The organism is Steroidobacter sp. (assembly GCF_036402275.1).
Classification (GTDB): domain Bacteria; phylum Pseudomonadota; class Gammaproteobacteria; order Steroidobacterales; family Steroidobacteraceae; genus Steroidobacter.
This window is the reverse complement of the sequence record NZ_DASWTF010000004.1, coordinates 1-16,009: the sequence shown is the minus strand read 5'-3', so window position 1 is coordinate 16,009 and position 16,009 is coordinate 1. Positions and strand designations below refer to the sequence as shown.

Annotated in this window: 13 protein-coding genes, 1 tRNA gene and 2 pseudogenes; 9 read left to right on the top strand and 7 right to left on the bottom strand. The window is 58.8% G+C overall.

The genetic code is table 11. The features are described 5' to 3' along the window. Window positions 1-186 (bottom strand): annotated as a pseudogene (locus VGD45_RS34270) (IS481 family transposase); the annotation flags it as partial. A gap of 69 nt (window positions 187-255) precedes the next feature. Between VGD45_RS34270 and VGD45_RS01585 the strand changes: the two are divergent. The 7 genes and pseudogenes from VGD45_RS01585 (at window position 256) to VGD45_RS01555 (ending at window position 6,575) form a co-directional block, all read left to right on the top strand. Next, on the top strand, window positions 256-558 hold the full coding sequence (locus VGD45_RS01585) for a transposase (protein ID WP_331153509.1): 303 nt from the start codon (window positions 256-258) through the stop codon (window positions 556-558). Then, window positions 453-1,376 (top strand): annotated as a pseudogene (locus VGD45_RS01580) (IS3 family transposase); the annotation flags it as partial. The gene VGD45_RS01585 and the pseudogene VGD45_RS01580, both read left to right, overlap by 106 nt. Before the next feature lies 1 nt (window position 1,377). Continuing rightward, on the top strand, window positions 1,378-1,863 hold the full coding sequence (locus VGD45_RS01575; protein ID WP_331153510.1) for a FecR family protein: 486 nt from the start codon (window positions 1,378-1,380) through the stop codon (window positions 1,861-1,863). 239 nt (window positions 1,864-2,102) lie between these two features. Then, on the top strand, window positions 2,103-2,855 hold the full coding sequence (locus tag VGD45_RS01570) for a FecR family protein (protein WP_331153508.1): 753 nt from the start codon (window positions 2,103-2,105) through the stop codon (window positions 2,853-2,855). Between the two features lie 151 nt (window positions 2,856-3,006). Continuing rightward, window positions 3,007-4,011, top strand: coding sequence for a helix-turn-helix domain-containing protein (locus VGD45_RS01565; RefSeq protein WP_331153507.1), 1,005 nt, complete (start codon window positions 3,007-3,009; stop codon window positions 4,009-4,011). A gap of 31 nt (window positions 4,012-4,042) precedes the next feature. Further along, window positions 4,043-4,990 (top strand): tyrosine-type recombinase/integrase, encoded by a 948-nt coding sequence (locus VGD45_RS01560; protein ID WP_414717546.1) that lies wholly within the window; start codon window positions 4,043-4,045, stop codon window positions 4,988-4,990. 409 nt (window positions 4,991-5,399) lie between these two features. Continuing rightward, the gene (locus VGD45_RS01555) at window positions 5,400-6,575 is read left to right on the top strand and encodes an ATP-binding protein (protein ID WP_349263187.1); all 1,176 of its coding nucleotides are present in this window, start codon (window positions 5,400-5,402) and stop codon (window positions 6,573-6,575) included. Window positions 6,576-6,675: 100 nt separating this feature from the next. Here the strand turns inward: VGD45_RS01555 and VGD45_RS01550 are convergent. The 6 genes from VGD45_RS01550 to VGD45_RS34025 form a co-directional block, all read right to left on the bottom strand. Further along, a tRNA-Pro gene (locus tag VGD45_RS01550) sits at window positions 6,676-6,752 on the bottom strand. A gap of 162 nt (window positions 6,753-6,914) precedes the next feature. Next, complete coding sequence (locus VGD45_RS01545; protein ID WP_331153504.1) at window positions 6,915-7,508, bottom strand: sarcosine oxidase subunit gamma family protein; 594 nt, start codon at window positions 7,506-7,508, stop codon at window positions 6,915-6,917. Then, window positions 7,505-10,426: a 2Fe-2S iron-sulfur cluster-binding protein gene (locus tag VGD45_RS01540; RefSeq protein ID WP_331153503.1), complete on the bottom strand. Its 2,922-nt coding sequence runs from the start codon at window positions 10,424-10,426 to the stop codon at window positions 7,505-7,507. The genes VGD45_RS01545 and VGD45_RS01540 overlap by 4 nt, the downstream gene beginning before the upstream one ends. A 17-nt stretch (window positions 10,427-10,443) precedes the next feature. Next, window positions 10,444-10,722: a sarcosine oxidase subunit delta gene (locus VGD45_RS34030; RefSeq protein ID WP_349263189.1), complete on the bottom strand. Its 279-nt coding sequence runs from the start codon at window positions 10,720-10,722 to the stop codon at window positions 10,444-10,446. A gap of 17 nt (window positions 10,723-10,739) precedes the next feature. After that, window positions 10,740-11,990 (bottom strand): sarcosine oxidase subunit beta family protein, encoded by a 1,251-nt coding sequence (locus VGD45_RS01535; RefSeq protein WP_331153502.1) that lies wholly within the window; start codon window positions 11,988-11,990, stop codon window positions 10,740-10,742. 715 nt (window positions 11,991-12,705) lie between these two features. Then, complete coding sequence (locus VGD45_RS34025; RefSeq protein WP_349263186.1) at window positions 12,706-12,867, bottom strand: integrase core domain-containing protein; 162 nt, start codon at window positions 12,865-12,867, stop codon at window positions 12,706-12,708. A 268-nt stretch (window positions 12,868-13,135) separates the two neighbouring features. On the opposite strand from VGD45_RS34025, the gene istA reads away from it, so the two are divergent. Both istA and istB read left to right on the top strand, forming a co-directional pair. After that, window positions 13,136-14,797: an IS21 family transposase gene (gene istA, locus VGD45_RS01530; protein WP_331153501.1), complete on the top strand. Its 1,662-nt coding sequence runs from the start codon at window positions 13,136-13,138 to the stop codon at window positions 14,795-14,797. Beyond that, window positions 14,794-15,552, top strand: a complete 759-nt coding sequence (gene istB / locus VGD45_RS01525) for an IS21-like element helper ATPase IstB (protein ID WP_331153500.1) — start codon at window positions 14,794-14,796, stop codon at window positions 15,550-15,552. The genes istA and istB overlap by 4 nt, the downstream gene beginning before the upstream one ends. Window positions 15,553-16,009 lie beyond the last annotated feature (457 nt).

Below are 16,009 nucleotides of genomic sequence, written 5' to 3'. Positions count from 1 at the left end.
GGACCTTGGTCGTTCGATGCTCGATATCTTCCATCGCCAGCAACAGCTCGTAAGGATGGCGCATCCTGGATGCCGCAGAACTCGCGACCGTTGTCGGTGAGGATCGCGCCGACCTTCACGCCGAGTGCTTCATAGAACGGCCACATCGACGACGACTTGCACGTAGACTTTTCCGACGCCTTTGAGCGTGCTGTAATGACCCACTGAATTCCTGCTCAGGTGTTAATCTACTTGGAGAGACACTTGAGCACATTGATGGACGACGAGATCAAACGCTGGACAGCTCGCCGCAAGAGCGCGCTGGTACTGGAGATCATTCAAGGCAAGACAACAGTCGCTGAAGCCAGTCGAGCCCACGACCTCCCGCCTTCTGAGATCGAAAAGTGGGTGGACGATGGCAAGCGTGGTATGGAGAACGCGCTGCGAGCCAATCCGCAGGATCTTCGCGAGCAGTACGAGAAGCAACTGAAGGATCTGCAGGAGGCCTACGGCGAGGCCATGCTAGAACTGCGTGCCCGAAAAAAATTGCAGTCCCTGCTGGGCGAGGACGAGAAATGATCGTCGCGATCCGCCAGGGACTGGAAGAGGATGGCTACGCAGTCTCGATTAGCCAGCTGTGCCGCTGGTTCGATGTTCCTCGCCGCACGGTGTACTACCGCCCGACGAAGAAGGAGCCCGTCGTGCAGGAGCGCTTCGCAGCGCCCATCAAGCAGATGATCGAGGAGAATCCGTCGTTCGGCTATCGAACCGTGGCGCACCTGCTGAGGTTCAACAAGAACACGGTACAGCGGATTTTCCAGCTGAAACATTGGCAGGTGCTCAAACGCCCGGTCGGCTTCAGGCCTCGCGTGCGCGCCATCCCATCGATAGCAGCTGCCCCAAATGAACGCTGGGCGACGGACTTGTGCCGCGTCTGGAGTGGCCGCGATGGCTGGGCAGTGCTGGCACTTGTCATCGACTGCTGTAGTCGAGAGCTGTTGGGCTGGCACCTGTCGCGTAGCGGGAAATCGAGGACCGCGGAAGCGGCACTCGAGCAAGCGTTGATCGCTCGTTTCGGCACCCTGGGACGTGTGCCAGTACCGTTCCTCCTGCGCTCCGATAATGGCTTGGTCTTCACCAGTCGCAGCTACACCGCCCTGGTGCGCAGCTACGGACTTCATCAGGAGTTCATCACGCCACACACGCCCGAGCAGAACGGCCTGGTGGAGCGCGTGATCCGGACACTGAAGGACCAATGCGTGCATCGGCATCGCTTCGAGACTTTGCAGCACGCCACTCGAGCGATCGGTGACTGGATCAACTTTTACAACAATCGACGACCTCACCAGTCGCTGGGGATGAAGACACCCGCTGAAGCTTACGCATTAGCGGCATAACCTGAGCAGGTTCGGCTGGGTCATTACAAAGGATCCTTATCGTCCTTTCATCGTTGGTTGCGGCATGGCGACCGTACGAGCAATCGGGACCAAATTCGGCGTGGATTGCGATCAGGACGTCCACGTTACAGTGGCGGAAGGCACAGTCACTGTGACTCGTGGCTTAGGCCGATCAGGTCAAGTTCCCTCGGTGGATTACGTTCGCGCCGACGCAGGTCAGCAAGTGCTGGTCAATTTGTGGACGCCGCTAACGCCGAAGGATGTCGACATCAAAGTGGAGCTTGCCTGGGAACAACGGCGCATCATCTTCCGAGGCACGCCTATCGAGGAGGCTATCAGCGAGTTCAACCGAAGACATAAGCAGCAGATCATCCTTCCGAGAGTCTACGACCCCAAGTTCAAAGTGTTCGGCGAGTTCGACCTCGAAGATCCTGAGCAATTCATCCACGTCCTGAAAACATCGCCAGCATTGCAGCCGCCTCGATAACCGCGGCCCACTCCTTCGTTTTATGCACTGCGGATCAGGGGATGGGGCAGTCGCTGGGTCCACTGGCGTTCGTCAGTCGATCTACCGCAGAGCCTCTTCAGCGGACGATGCCACGGGGCTCATCAACGCTACCGGCAGAGCGCCGAAGCAACCCCATCACGACTGATCATGCTCGTCCCGTTTGGGAGCTGATTGATAGTGCCGATGACTCAGCGTGGACAAAAGAGAGGGATAAACTCATGCGGCAACTAAACTTTTCGATCTTGACGCAACTCGATGGACGCATCGGCTATCGACCGAAGATTGCAGCTTTCGTCGCGATGACCATTGCTCTTATCGCAGGCGCTTCTGCGTTACAGACGGAGACCTACTCCACTGCCCCCGGCGAGTGGCGAACAATCACTCTTCAAGACGGCACAGTCACGCGCCTCGGGCCAAAGACCACAATCGTGGTGCGCTATACCGCTGAGCAACGCACGATTGAACAGGCCCCATGTCAAGGTGAAGCAACCTACCAGGTCGCGCAGGACATCACTCGTCCATTCTTCGTCGAATGCGGCGTCACGACCGTGCAAGCCATGGGCACCAAATTCGGCGTTGCGAGTCACGGCCATGTCACCAAGGTCACCGTCGCGGAAGGCGCCGCCACCGTATCTCGTCGCCCAACCAGGCGCGGTCAACCCGCACCACCAGACAACGTGCGCGCCGAGCTGGATCAGCAGGTTGTGGTCGAGCCAAATACCCCGTTAACGGTGCGGCCGGTCAACGCGGCGCAGGAACTGGCGTGGGAACATGCCGAAATCTTTTTCAAAGGGGTGCAGGTTGAAGAGGCTGTCGGCGAGTACAACCGGCGGCATGAAGCACAGATTCCGGTCCCGACCTATACCAGCAACAACTTTCGCGTTTTCGGCAAGTTTCAGTTGGATAATCCTGCGCAGTTCATGAGATTCATCGAGCAGAACCTGGCTCAGCAGCGAGCGCGGCCGAAATAGCGATTATGGAGCCCCGATTACGTACGGGGTTCCCCTCAGGCCGAATCACGACGCCGACCCTGTCATAAACAATGAAGGGTTGGCTGTGCCCGTCACTGCCCTCCCTGAACCATAGAAGACCAGGTGCCCCGACTTCGAGATGTGAACCACGGTGAGGAAGCTCGTTTATAGGGATTTAGATGAGTTCGCCAGTTCCCTCGATGGCATCGAGGGCCACTTCGTTCCTACCTCTCGCCAAACCGCGGAGTGGTGGATCCAGCGGTCGGATGGCCGCTGCAACTGGCTACAAGCATTCCAGACCGGCAGCCCCGCTACATTCGCCGGACAAGGCAAATCAGATACGGTCACGGTCGCCGCACCGATCACACAGCTCGGCGAAGTACGCGTCAATGGCGATGTCCTCGGGCCGGATGAATTCGTTGTGTTGCATGCAGATCAGCCCTTTACATTTACCAGCCAGAACGTGGTTTGCTGGGCAGGTTTCACAATACCGAAGCTCGCACTCCTGATTCCTGCTGAGGTTGTGCCTAAGCGGTCTAGCAACGGGCCGAGAATACGCGCTGAGCCCACGCATCTCGATCGCCTGCGCCGCATGGTGAGCCGTACCCTCAACCACCTCGAGCGCGTCGACTTCACTGAGCCAGGAATCGCGGCGGCGCTGGAACAGGAACTCGCTGTTTGCCTGACAACGCTCTTAGAGTGCAGCTCAACGCCATCGAGGCCTCGTCGCGTGACCCGACCACAATTCCCGCGTAACCGCGTCATTGCCCACACCTTGGCGCTCATCGAAGCGCGTCAAGGCGAGCCACTATTCATCCGTGATCTCTGTCGTGCAGCTGAAGTCAGCGAACGGACTTTACGCAACATCTACCGCGATTACTTTGGCGTCGGCCCGATCCGTCTGTTGAAAGCCATTCAGCTGCAGAACATCCGTATGGCGCTGCTTCGCGCCGACCCTCACGAGGACAAGGTCACCCACATTGCCGCCGAACACGGTGTTTGGGACTTCTCTCTCTTCGCGCGCAACTACAAGGCGATGTTCGGCGAGACTCCCTCCCTGGCCCTGCACACCCCAACAGCTGCTGTGCGAAGCAAGCGTTCGAAGTTCAGCTGGTTGCATTACGCGGCACGGATAGTTATGGACGATCGGAGCTGACCATAGTGACCACGGAAGGCACGCCAAGGACATGGCAACTGACAAAACCGCGGGGACGAACACCCGCTCGCACAGCATCGAATTCCTCGTTTCCGAATTCATCACCCGGCACTTGCGCTCGGCGCGTAGCGGCAGAAAGCGGCCGGAGTATGCGGAACGCATCCTGAACCAGGACGTGCTGCCAGCCTGGAGAGGCCGTGATGCCCGCACCATCGGGCCCGACGAAGTCCTGGCACTGCTGGATAACATCGTGGACCGCGGCGCCCCCATCATGGCCAATCGCACCGCCGCCCTTCTCGGTCAGCTGTTCAAGTTCGGCATCCATCGTCGCATCGTCGAGTCGACGCCGGTGCAACTGCTCTACCCTCCAGGAGGCAAGGAAAGACCGCGTGAGCGTGCCCTCTCGGAAGCGGAACTGAAGGCTTTCCTCACGCATGTGGACGAAGTTCATCGTCGCGAGATCCGAACCGTGCATGTGCTCCGCGTGCTGTTGCTGACCGGGCAGCGACGAGGTGAGCTCGCCCTCGCCCGCTGGAGCGACATCGATTTTCAGAAGGCCACCTGGGCGATCCCGGACGCGCACGCCAAGGCGGGTCGCGGTCACGTCGTGCCGCTATCAGCCTGGGCTGTCGAAGAGTTCATGGCTCTCAAACACCTCGCGGGCGATTCCGCCTTTGTGTTCCCCACCTCGGACGGCAGACAGGCCGCTGACGGCAGGCTGATCACCCGCAGCGTTGCTCGCTGCACACGCGCGTGGAAAGCACATGGCGTCGAAGTGTTTACGCCGCACGATCTGCGGCGCACCTGCCGCACAGGTCTGGCGCGGCTGAAAGTTGCGCCGCACCTTGCGGAACGAGTGCTGAATCACGCGCAGGCCAAAATCGCCGGCACGTATGACCTACATGATTATCTTGAGGACAAGCGTGATGCCCTGGAGAAGTGGGCGGCACACTTGAATCTGCTGCAGGCATCCAATTGACGCTGAAGACAGGCTCAATGCCGCTAAATCAATCGGAAGTGCCCAGCCTCGCGAGTAACCGTGGTCAAGTGAACGCGCCCGATCCACGCGTCTGGAACTCTCCGAATCCGGATACGACGGCACGTTGTCTCGACTGGAAACAACCGATGCCGGAACTCACAGGGCACGAGATGAGCCCTTCTTCACCCATTCAGCGGCGATTGCCTTGCACGGTAGGCTCATACAAGCCGGACAGCCTGCTACATAGCCGACCCACTTGCGTCGCTTCGCTCGGACGGTGTGCACCATCACCGGTTGAAGTGTTCGCCATGGCCGGAATGGCAAGCTGTTACGGGCTACAGCACTTGCCTTGCGAACCCCGGAATTCTAAACTCTGAGTTTATATTTCCGGGGTAATGCGCTCACTTGCATGATTAGCCGCCGCTTGCGTCCGTATATCGAGGATCGGCTCAACCAGATGCCAGGTGTCGTGCTGCTTGGACCGCGCCAAGTGGGCAAGACAACGCTCGCGCGCAGCATCGCTTCGCGCAAAGCAAAGTCTTCGGCGCTCTACCTCGATCTCGAGCGGCCCGTCGACCAGCGCCGTCTGCAGGACGCGGACACATTCTTGCGGGCGCAAGCCGGAAAGCTCGTCGTGATCGACGAGATCCATAGAGCGCCTGCGCTATTCGAAACACTACGGGGGATCATCGATGATCGGCGAGCCGCAGGCGACCGGGCCGGGCACTTCCTGCTTCTGGGCTCTGCGGCCATCGATTTGATGCGCCAAGCGTCCGAAACACTGGCGGGTCGTGTCGCCTATGTGAATCTGGGCGCCATAGATGCTTTGGAGTACCCGCATCAAGTGGGCAACACCGACCGACTGTGGTTACGCGGTGGTTTTCCGGAGAGCGTCCTTGCGTCAAGTGATGCAGCGAGTCTCGACTGGCGGCGCGACTTCGTCCGCAGCTATTTAGAGCGCGATGTACCTCTGTTCGCTCCGCGTCTTCCGGCGGAAACCATTGGGCGACTTTGGACAATGATTGCTCATGCACAGGGCACGCCTCTGAACCAGGCGAGGTTGGCCTCGAGTCTGGAAGTCACCTCACCCTCAGTGGGCCGCTATGTCGATTTGCTGGTCGATCTACTCCTCGTGCGTCGTCTCCGGCCCTGGGCCGGTAACGTGGGCAAACGCCTGGTGCGCACGCCCAAGGTATACATACGCGACAGCGGTTTGACGCACGCATTGCTCGACATCGGCACTTGGGAGGACCTGTTGGGTCATCCAGTCGCCGGTGCAAGCTGGGAAGGATTTGTTATCGAGAATCTCATTGCGGCGGCTGGCGAGCGGCGCACGCCCTATTTCTACCGGACGGAGGATGGTGCAGAGATCGATCTGCTGTTCGAGCGCGGCGGGAAGCCGGAGATTGCGGTTGAGATCAAGCGCTCATCCGCGCCCACGCTGTCGCGCGGTTTCCATAGCGCTCGTGAAACACTGAAAGCAAAGGAAAGCTACCTTGTTCACAGCGGGCCAGATTCGTGGCCGGAGAGTGATGGCGTCACCGCGATCAGTCTGACGGAATTGATGCGCAAGCTCTCGGAGTAGACTCGCTGCTGCGTCAGCGAGCAGCTCGGCGCCAGACAGGGAAGCACCGAAGGGTGCCTGGAGGGTGAAATTTGATGGACCAGAATACACCCTGCGTGATTGGTCGGGACGGCGAGATTCGAACTCGCGACCCCTTGCACCCCATGCAAGTGCGCTACCAGGCTGCGCCACGTCCCGACACTGAACCGCCAATGCTACACTGCCCTCAGCTCTGCGGCAACGTACCCATGCCAGGCCGATTCTGGAGCATTGCCCAAGCCCGGCAGGCAGATGGCATACCTTGATACAGCTATCAGCAGCCAGAAGCACCTCTGGATGTTGCGGATCGGCCCGACACGTTTAGATGTGCCCTGTGTGCGCCTGTAGGGAACGCTTGAGCCACGCAGCAAAATACTCGGCCCGACTGCGCTCGATCGCAACGAGCCACTCAAACCTGCTCTGGTGGATGGTCACGGCGGTTATACCGGCAATGAGTGTTCGCTTTCCATGACCAACAGCAAGACCGCCGCGCTCTAAGGAGATGAATGCGCCGTATTGAAGACACTCTTCTGCACTTTGGCCTCGCAACTCGAGCCAACACAGGTAATCAGTGAAGAGAGCAGCGTGCAGTCGTTTTTCGGGAAACGCGGCATCGACGCGTGATGCGAGCGCGATCTCGTCTTCAGCGCTGCACAGAATGAGCCAGGCGCGAGGCGTGAGCCACATTGCAGATCGGCGCGGTACTGTGCTTATCAAGCCAGCGCCTGCGGGCAATTGCACACCAACGGCCGCACTGCCGGCATCGATGATATCCACTGAATTGACGGCCGCGTTGAGGAGCACACATCCAATGTCCGCGCGCTCGCGGACTTCCAGCTTATCGGAAATTCGGTCGGCTACAGTCGACAGAGTACCGAATTGCCGCCGAAGCGAGGATTGAGATTCAGGCTTCAAGCTTGCAGCCTTTGGTTGGTCGGATCGTAGAAGGTCGGATTGGAAATCCGACAACTAACGAGCGCGCTATCGCAGTACACGTTTACCATCTCACCTTCACGCGCGTGCCCACGCTCAAGGAGCGCTAAGGCAATCGATGCTCCCACGGAGGGACTAAAGCAGGCGGAAGTGACATACCCTTCGGTTGGACAGGGCACCTTCGTGCATCCTGACGAGAGGATGCGCCCCCCCACCTTCAACGTGCCGTCCAGGGCTCGTAGTCCAACAAGCTGCTCACGCTGCGGACTTGTAGCAAACTGAAGCCTGAGCGAGCGCTTTCCGATAAAGTCATCCTGTCGTTTGGCGACGATGTCCCCCATCCCGACATCGATCGGCGTCGTGCGTCCATTGGTGTCGGAGCCCACGTGCAGGTAACCTTTCTCCAGCCGCAGACGCAGCCACGCCTCGAGACCGACCGGTCGGGGCTTGACATCGCCTTCAGCCGCAAGAGCGCAGCTCAATAACCAGGCTGCGTAACGCGCCTGCACCGAGATCTCGAACTGCAGCTCCCCCGTGAAACTGATTCGCGCCACCCGCGCCAAAACGCCCGCAACTGTTCCCACACGGATCTGCATATGCGGAAACGCGGCGTTTGAGATGTCGAAGTCAGGCTTCAATCGCGTCAATAATTCGCGCGCGCGCGGGCCCGCAATTGCGATTGAAGCCCAATTCGAAGTAACGGGAGAGATCGCCACCCGCATCGTCGGCCACTCCGTTTGGCGCCATCGCTCGAACCAAGCGGCCACTGCTTCGGCGTTTCCCGATGTGGGACTTGCCAGAAAGTGGTGGTCGGAAAGACAGGATACGACGCCATCATCGAAAATGACTCCATCCTCCTTGAGCATGACCGAGTAACGCACCCGCCCGGGCTTGAGCGTCACTAGGTTCGAGACGTACAAGCGGCTTAGGAACTTTGCAGCGTCGGGCCCCGTGATTTCAATTTTTCCGAGCGAGGACGCATCGAACACACCCACTTGGTTCCGCACAGAGGCCATCTCGAGCGCGACCGCTGACTCCCGTTCCGGCGCATTGCTTCGATACCAGTCCGGCCGCTCCCAGCCGAAATCCTCAAACACCGCGCCCAAGTGCTGGTGAATTGCGTGGGCCGGTAAGAAACGTCGTGGCTTGAACAGGTCGCCGCGACGAGCATTTGCGATCGTTCCAAGACGGACCGCCGTATAGGGCGGTCGGAAGGTCGTTGTGCCCAACTCGCCGATCGTCCGTTGCGTCAGCTCTGCCATGAGAGCCAAACCGGTGACGTTTGAAGTGCGCCCCTGGTCGGTGCCCATGCCGAGCGTGGTGTAGCGTTTCAAATGCTCGATAGAGACGTAGCCTTCTCGTGCCGCAAGCTCGATGTCCGATGCTTTAACATCGTTCTGAAAGTCAACCCACATCCGCGAGAACCATCGTCTGCCATTCCGCGCCGATGCGGCGCCCCATCCCATGGCGAGCGCATCGACGCGAGGAATGGCAGCTGCTCGCCGGGATACGCCGCGCCCATCCAGAATAGCCCGAGCGGTAGTTGCTGCTTCAGAAAAGGTTTCGGACAGATCGAGCGTTCCGTTCACACCGCCGACCGCATACCAACCTTCTGGTAGCTCGCCAGGCACAAAGGCGCCGCAACTCGATTCATAAATTGGCCTGCTGCCGCGGTGGCAGGCAAGATGAACGGACGGAGAAAATCCACCAGACACCGCAAGCCCATCGCAAGCGATCGTCGTAACTGATCTGCCACTTCTGACAGTAAGCCTTGACAGTCGCCGATAACCGGCAGTTGCTTGGATCTGGGTGTCAAATAAACAACGAATGCCGGCTTCTCGGGCGAGCTTTGCGTGTAGAGCCGCGCCCTCAGAGCGAGTATCGACCACCGCTGCGACGTCAATGCCAACTCTGTGCGCAGCGAGCGCGGTGAGGTAGCCGCTGTCATTATTCGTATGGATCACCATTCGCCTCGCTGGCGCCACACCGAACTCTCCGATCATCCGGCGAACGGCATTCGACAGCATGATGCCTGGACGGTCATTGTCCGGGAACAGCAAAGGACGTTCGATCACTCCGGTCGCTAGCACGACCTGCTGCGCGTGGACTTTCCAGAGATATTCAGTGTGGACACCGCGGTCATTCGTGCCCACTTCTACTAGAACAAAATGATTGTTTTCGTACGCAGCCACCACCGTCGTGCATGTGAGCACGCTCATCTGTGGATCCGCCGCAAGCTCCTGCGCGATCGAAGCGGCCCAGCCCGCCCCGGGCAGCCCGCTAATGGCAGCAGTCTCCCAATTCAGTGAGCCACCGAGTTGAGGTTGGTCGTCCGCTTGAATCACTCTCAGCCCGCGCCCCATCAACGCGCGAGCAGTCGCCAATCCCGCAGGACCACCGCCCACGATCAGTACATCGCACGTCGCGTAACGATGATGAACCGCACGAGTTTCGTTGTGGGGCTGTGGGCGCCCGAATCCAGTTGCCCGTCGAATCCACGGTTCGAAGTAGGCCCACGAAGGCCACTTGAAAGTTTTGTAATAGAAGCCCGCGCTCAGCAAGCGAGAGACGAGCTGTGCGACGGCCCCAACATCGAACGCTGCAGACGGCCAACCAGTGACCGACCATGATTCCATTCCTTCCGCCAGGCGCACTTGGCCGGCTCGAAGCGCCGGCTCATAGCCATACGCATCCTGTACGCCTAACATAGCGTTCGGGTCTTCGACGCCTGCTCCATAAAAGCCACGCGGCCGGTGATATTTGAAGCTGCTCCCGATGACATCGACGCCATTAGCGATCAATGCCGAGGCCAGCGTATCTCCCGGGTGTCCTGTGAAACTGCGCTCGTTGAATTTGAATCGGATCGTCCGCGTGCGATCAATGAGCCCGCCGGTGCTCAATCGATAACCATGAGTCCTCATACAACCTCTGTCGCAGGTTGTGGGAGCTCCTCGAACTTTCTGACGTGTAGGACCTTGTGGCTCACGGTGTCACGCACGACCTTGAACCACTGGCCGCACCCTGCCGAGCAACACCACTGCTCGTGATGGACGCCCTTCAGGTTCGCGCGCATGAATAAATAGTCGGTCCATTCTTGGTCGGAGCTCGTCTCTGCCGGACGCACTAAGTCCGCCTCTCCGCCGTAGACAAGCTCTTCTTCGGTACGCAGCTCAGTGCAATAGGGGCATCGAATCATTATCATCGTCGCTCACCTCAATGTGCGATGCCTGCAGCTGCGCCTTCGTCCACTAACCGATTGCTACGAAAGCGATCAAGTCCAAACTTCTCGGCGAGTGGATGAGTTTGGCCAGTGGCCAACGAGTGTGCGAGCACGATGCCGCCAGCGGGAATCGCTTTGAAGCCACCTGTTCCCCACCCGCAATTGATATATAGGTTGTCGATGGGCGTCCGCCCTAGGATGGGGGAGCTGTCCGGCACCACATCGACGATGCCGGCCCAATGCCGCATCAGGCGCGTCTGTGCAAACATCGGAAACATCTCAACCACTGCCGTCAGCGTTTTCTCAATGGCGGGAAAGTTGCCGCGCTGACCGTAAGACTGATAAAGATCGAGGATGCTCCCCATCACCAGCTCGCCCTTCTGGGTCTGATTAATATAAACGCCCGTTGCGGGCGATAGCACGACATGATTGAGCACAGGGCGAACCGGCTCCGACACCATGGCCTGGAGGCAGTGGCTGGTCACGGGCAATCGGAAACCTGCCATGTTGGCGATTACACTCGAATGTCCAGCGACGGCGACTCCAACCGCTTGACAGCCGATGGTTCCTCGAGTGGTCTCCACGGCAGTAATCCGATTTCCTTGCTTCACAAAGCCGACGACTTCGCAGTGCTGCACAATGTCGACGCCGAGCCCGCTCGCGGCTCGCGCATAGCCCCAAGCCACGGCATCGTGTCGAATGGTGCCGCCGCGTCTCTGAAGGAACGCACCGAGGACCGGATGCCGCGCATCCGCGCTCATGTTGAATGCAGGAAGCATCCGCTGCACCTCAGCGGCGTCAATGATCTCGCCGTCGAGCTCATTGCAATGCATCCAGTTCACTTTGTGGTATGCCGACTCCATCTGATGCTGGTTGTGGATCAGAGTCATCCAACCACGCTGCGAGAGCATGATGTTGATGTTGAGATCAATCGCGAGCTTCTCGTAAAGCTTCAAGGCCAGATCGTAGAGCGCGCAGCTCTCTGGGAACATGTAGTCGGAGCGAACGTTGGTCGTATTCCGTCCGGTGTTACCGCTACCCAGCCAGCTCTTCTCCAGCACGGCGATGTTCTTTACGTGATACTCCGTCGCAAGATAGTAGGCCGTTGCCAGACCATGGCCGCCGCCGCCAATAATTATGACGTCGTAATGATTCTGAAGCTTCGAGTCACGCCAGGCTGGCTGCCAGCCAGTGTTCCCACGCAGCGCCTGCCACACCAGCCTAGCGAAGGAGTATCGCCGCATCTGATCTCGCTCTCGGAAGAATACCCAGTGAGCTCGCGAAGCCGTGTGGCTCACTATGCCGTAACACTCTCATCTACAACAAACTTAAACGTCTACCGTATTGGACTCGACGGACGAGCGACGCGTCAGACTCAGCGATGAATGCGAAGTATTCAAGGAACATCGTCGTACGAACATCGGACCTCGCTGAAGAACCCTGGATAGTACAATCTCCCCAAGAAGCGACCGACCGATATAGGCCGTATGTCCCTGTGGTGCATCGATCCCAGCATCTTGTGCAGCTGGCTTGGGCGCGCCCAGCCCCCCTTGCTTCATGCGAGCCTAGCCTGGCCGTGCGCGAGGAGGCTGACGTTTGTATCGGACTGATTCTAAGCACATTGTCTCAGGTTTGTTCGTCTCCGTAATGAGCGTGGCGCTAATGAGCTGGAGTCCTGATCAGCATCGAATCATTGACGTTGCAAACACGTCAATAGCAACTCACTCAAACTAGAGACCGCCTAGCTCAGCAGGTAATCCTCCGAAGAACCCGAAAATTCGTACGTTCGATTCTTGTGGATGACATGAACTCGTTGTGGTTCCACTAGCACAATGTCAGGCACGCTGGCATTTGTCAGCATTCCGTCCGCACAGGTTCAGAGTGCGCTGACTGAACATCTCTAGCGAACGCAGGTGGGGAGAACCATCCGTTGTAATGACCCAGCGGAACCTGCTCAGGTCATGCCGCTAATGCGTAGGCTTCAGCGGGTGTCTTCATCCCCAGCTGGTGAGGTCGTCGATTGTTGTAGAAGTTGATCCAGTCACCGATCACTCGGCTGGCGTGCTGCAGGGTCTCGAAGCGATGCCGATGCACGCATTGGTCCTTTAGTGTCCGGATCACGCGCTCCACCAGGCCGTTCTGCTCAGGGGTGTGGGCGTGATGAACTCCTGGCGAAGGCCATAGCCGCGCACCAGTGCCGTATAGCTGCGACTGGTGAAGACCAAGCCGTTATCGGAGCGCAGGAGGAAGGGTGCAGAATTTCCTCGGTTGAGGCCCACCCGATTTCCTGAGTTGGGGACCACCTGATTTCCTGATTTGGGGTCCACTGTCAACGGTCGGGGACCACCCTGGCGGAGCGCTTTCAAAGGCGCCAGGAGTGCTTCCGCCGATGTCGACCACCGACTCCAACCCACCTTTGCTGCAGGCCAGCGCGCCCGAAACGGACTGCGCCCGTATCGTGCCCGCCGATCACGAACGGGAGGTCGGCATGGGTTTACGCAGCGTGACGGTGGAGCGTTTCGAAGAGATCCGTCGTCGGCTGGCCGACGGCCGCGGCGTTCGCGAGATCGCCCGAGCATTGAATTGCTCGCGCGACACCGTACGTGAAGTACGTGACGGACTCCGCGAGTCACCGGACATTCCCAAGCAGCGCAATGATCCGCTGTGGATGAAACAAGTGGACTGGGCGATCGTGATTCACGATCTCGGTCTGGGTCATCCACTGAAGTTCATCTGGGAAGAGAAAGCACAATCGCTGACGTCCTACGCGAACTTCTGGAAACAGTTTTACCGGAAGTTCCCGCAATACCGACAGGCTGAAGTGACGGCACGTGAGTTCGAGCCAGGCGAGCGCGTCGAAGTCGACTATGCAGGTGATGCGATCGAGTGGATCGAAATCAAGACCGGTGAAATACGCAAAGCTTATGTCTTCGTCGCCGGCCTGGGCTTCAGCCAACTGCTGTTCGCATGGGCCGCCGAGGATATGAAGAGCCGCAACTGGCTCGGATGTCATCGACGCATGTATGCGTACTATGGTGGCGTGCCGCACGTCACCGTGCCGGACTGCTTGAAACAAGGCGTACTCAAATGTCACCTGTACGATCCGGATCTGAATCCCGGCTACGCGCAACTCGCTCGCCAGTTCTCCACGGCAGTCGTTCCGGCGCGGCCCGATCACCCGCGTGACAAGGCCGTCGTCGAGGGACTGGTCAGGATCCTAATGCGCTATGCGCGCTTCCGTTATCGACGTACGCGCTTCACATCGTTGTATCAGATCAACCAAGCACTCGCCGAATGCGTCCAACGCATCAATGACCGACGTCACTCGCGCTTCGGCGTCTCGCGACGCCAACGGTTCGAAGCACTAGAACGCACGGCTCTCAAAGCGTTGCCTGCGAATGATGTAGTTAGCGGGGAGTGGCTCACGGCGACGCTCCACGCTGACTGTTACGTGCTGGTGGAAGCCGTGCTCTACAGTGCCCCACACATCCATCGTCATAAGAAGCTGCGCATTAAGCTCACCGAGAACCACGTTGAGATCTTCCTCAACCTCGAACGACTCGCCATCCATCCACGCTGCCGCCATCGCGATGGCCGACGGATCAAGATCGACTCGCACTTCCCGCCGGCGTCTCAAGCCTATTATGAAGCGACACCGCAGCGACTGCTCTCTCAGTCGCGCTTCATCCATGCTGAATTACATCGGTTGTGCGTCGAGCTGTTCAACGCGGACGTGTACGGCAACCTGCGTCGCGTCCAAGGCTTTGTACGTAGCTGCGCCAAGGAAATCAACACGGCTGGTCATGAGGTCGCGAGCCAACGCATCGTTGCGGCGATCGGCACGATGCGACGCTACGACAAGTACCGTGTGCCGTACTTCCAGGCGCTGCTCGCCCAGGCCAGGAAGCAAACCATCGATCCGAGTGTGGCGCGCGAGATCGTACGCCGACCGGGCAACCCGATGCTGCGATATCTCGCGGGCGCTGATCGCACCGAGGACATGCTCGCTGCTGTTCCGTCCGACGCAACCCTGGAGAATAAAATCGTATGAGTACAGCGATCGCCAAAAACCTGATGGCTGAGATGAAACTGCTCGGCATGTTCGGCACCTTCGATGAAACGGTGGCCGCAGCCACCAGAGATCAAACCAGCTACACAGAGTTCCTCGATACCCTGCTACAAGCCGAGGCGGACTATCGGCAAGAGCGTAAAACCGGTTATCGCATCAAGGCAGCCAAGTTCACCTTGCGACCGGCGTTCGAAGATATCGACTTCACCGCCAACCGCTCTATCAGCAAGTCACAAATCAAGGAGCTCTACAGTCTGCAATGGCTCGGCGAGGGACGGCCGGTGTTGCTGATCGGGCAGACGGGCGTCGGTAAAACGTTCCTTGCGCAGGCAGCGGGCTTGCACGCCTGCGCCTGCGGCAAGTCGGTGTTGTACATGAGCGTCACAACCTGGCTTGAGAACATCGCGCTCGCCCGATCCAGCGGCACGTATCTGCGCTATCGAGACAAGCTCGCGCGACCTGACCTGCTCATCCTGGACGACATGGGAATGCGCAAACTGTCATCGACCGAAGCGCAAGATCTGTGTGAAATCATCGAGGAGCGATCGATCGGCCGGTCAACGATGTTTACAACGCAGCTTCCACTGGATCACTGGTCCGAGGTCATCGGGGATCCCGTAATCGCCGATGCGATCCGCGATCGTCTTGAGCATGCTGCGCTATCGCTGCACATCACGGGTGAGAGCTATCGAGGCGTCAAAGCCCGAAAACTTGCCAGCAAGAAACGCGACGCGTAAGAATCGTCGCCTTCAGCTCCGCCAGTGACCTGAAAAGGTGGTCCCCAACTCAGGAAATCGGGTGGGCCTCAACTGGGAAATCGCACAAAGGGTATTGGCACACGCCCCAACGTCCCGAAGCGAGCGATTAACGCTTGCTCGAGTGCAGCTTCTGCCGTTCTCGATTTCCCGCTCCGCGACAGATGCCAGCCCAATAGCTCGCGGCTACAGCAGTCGATGACGAGCGCCAGCACTGCCCCGGCATCAGTTTGGAGATGTGTCGGTCCGCCGACACGGCACGCCGCTCCGGATCATGGACCATGAAGCGAGAATCACTGTAACCGTGTGGTCTGGGCCGCATAGCTTCACGCGACCCAACGATCAATGATGTGCCCATGTTGTGGATGATGGGCACGAAGTGAAGTGTCCATGAGCGAGGCCATTAATGGACACGATCGATTCGGCAGTTCCGGCGCGT

What these genes read in the sequence shown, in the direction of transcription:
- VGD45_RS01535 (WP_331153502.1), bottom strand. Translation starts at nt 11,990, where the DNA reads ATGCGGCGATACTCCTTCGCTAGGCTGGTGTGGCAGGCGCTGCGTGGG.
- VGD45_RS01560 (WP_414717546.1), top strand. Translation starts at nt 4,043, where the DNA reads ATGGCAACTGACAAAACCGCGGGGACGAACACCCGCTCGCACAGCATC.
- istB (WP_331153500.1), top strand. Translation starts at nt 14,794, where the DNA reads ATGAGTACAGCGATCGCCAAAAACCTGATGGCTGAGATGAAACTGCTC.
- istA (WP_331153501.1), top strand. Translation starts at nt 13,136, where the DNA reads ATGTCGACCACCGACTCCAACCCACCTTTGCTGCAGGCCAGCGCGCCC.
- VGD45_RS34030 (WP_349263189.1), bottom strand. Translation starts at nt 10,722, where the DNA reads ATGATTCGATGCCCCTATTGCACTGAGCTGCGTACCGAAGAAGAGCTT.
- VGD45_RS01555 (WP_349263187.1), top strand. Translation starts at nt 5,400, where the DNA reads ATGATTAGCCGCCGCTTGCGTCCGTATATCGAGGATCGGCTCAACCAG.
- VGD45_RS01585 (WP_331153509.1), top strand. Translation starts at nt 256, where the DNA reads ATGGACGACGAGATCAAACGCTGGACAGCTCGCCGCAAGAGCGCGCTG.
- VGD45_RS01570 (WP_331153508.1), top strand. Translation starts at nt 2,103, where the DNA reads ATGCGGCAACTAAACTTTTCGATCTTGACGCAACTCGATGGACGCATC.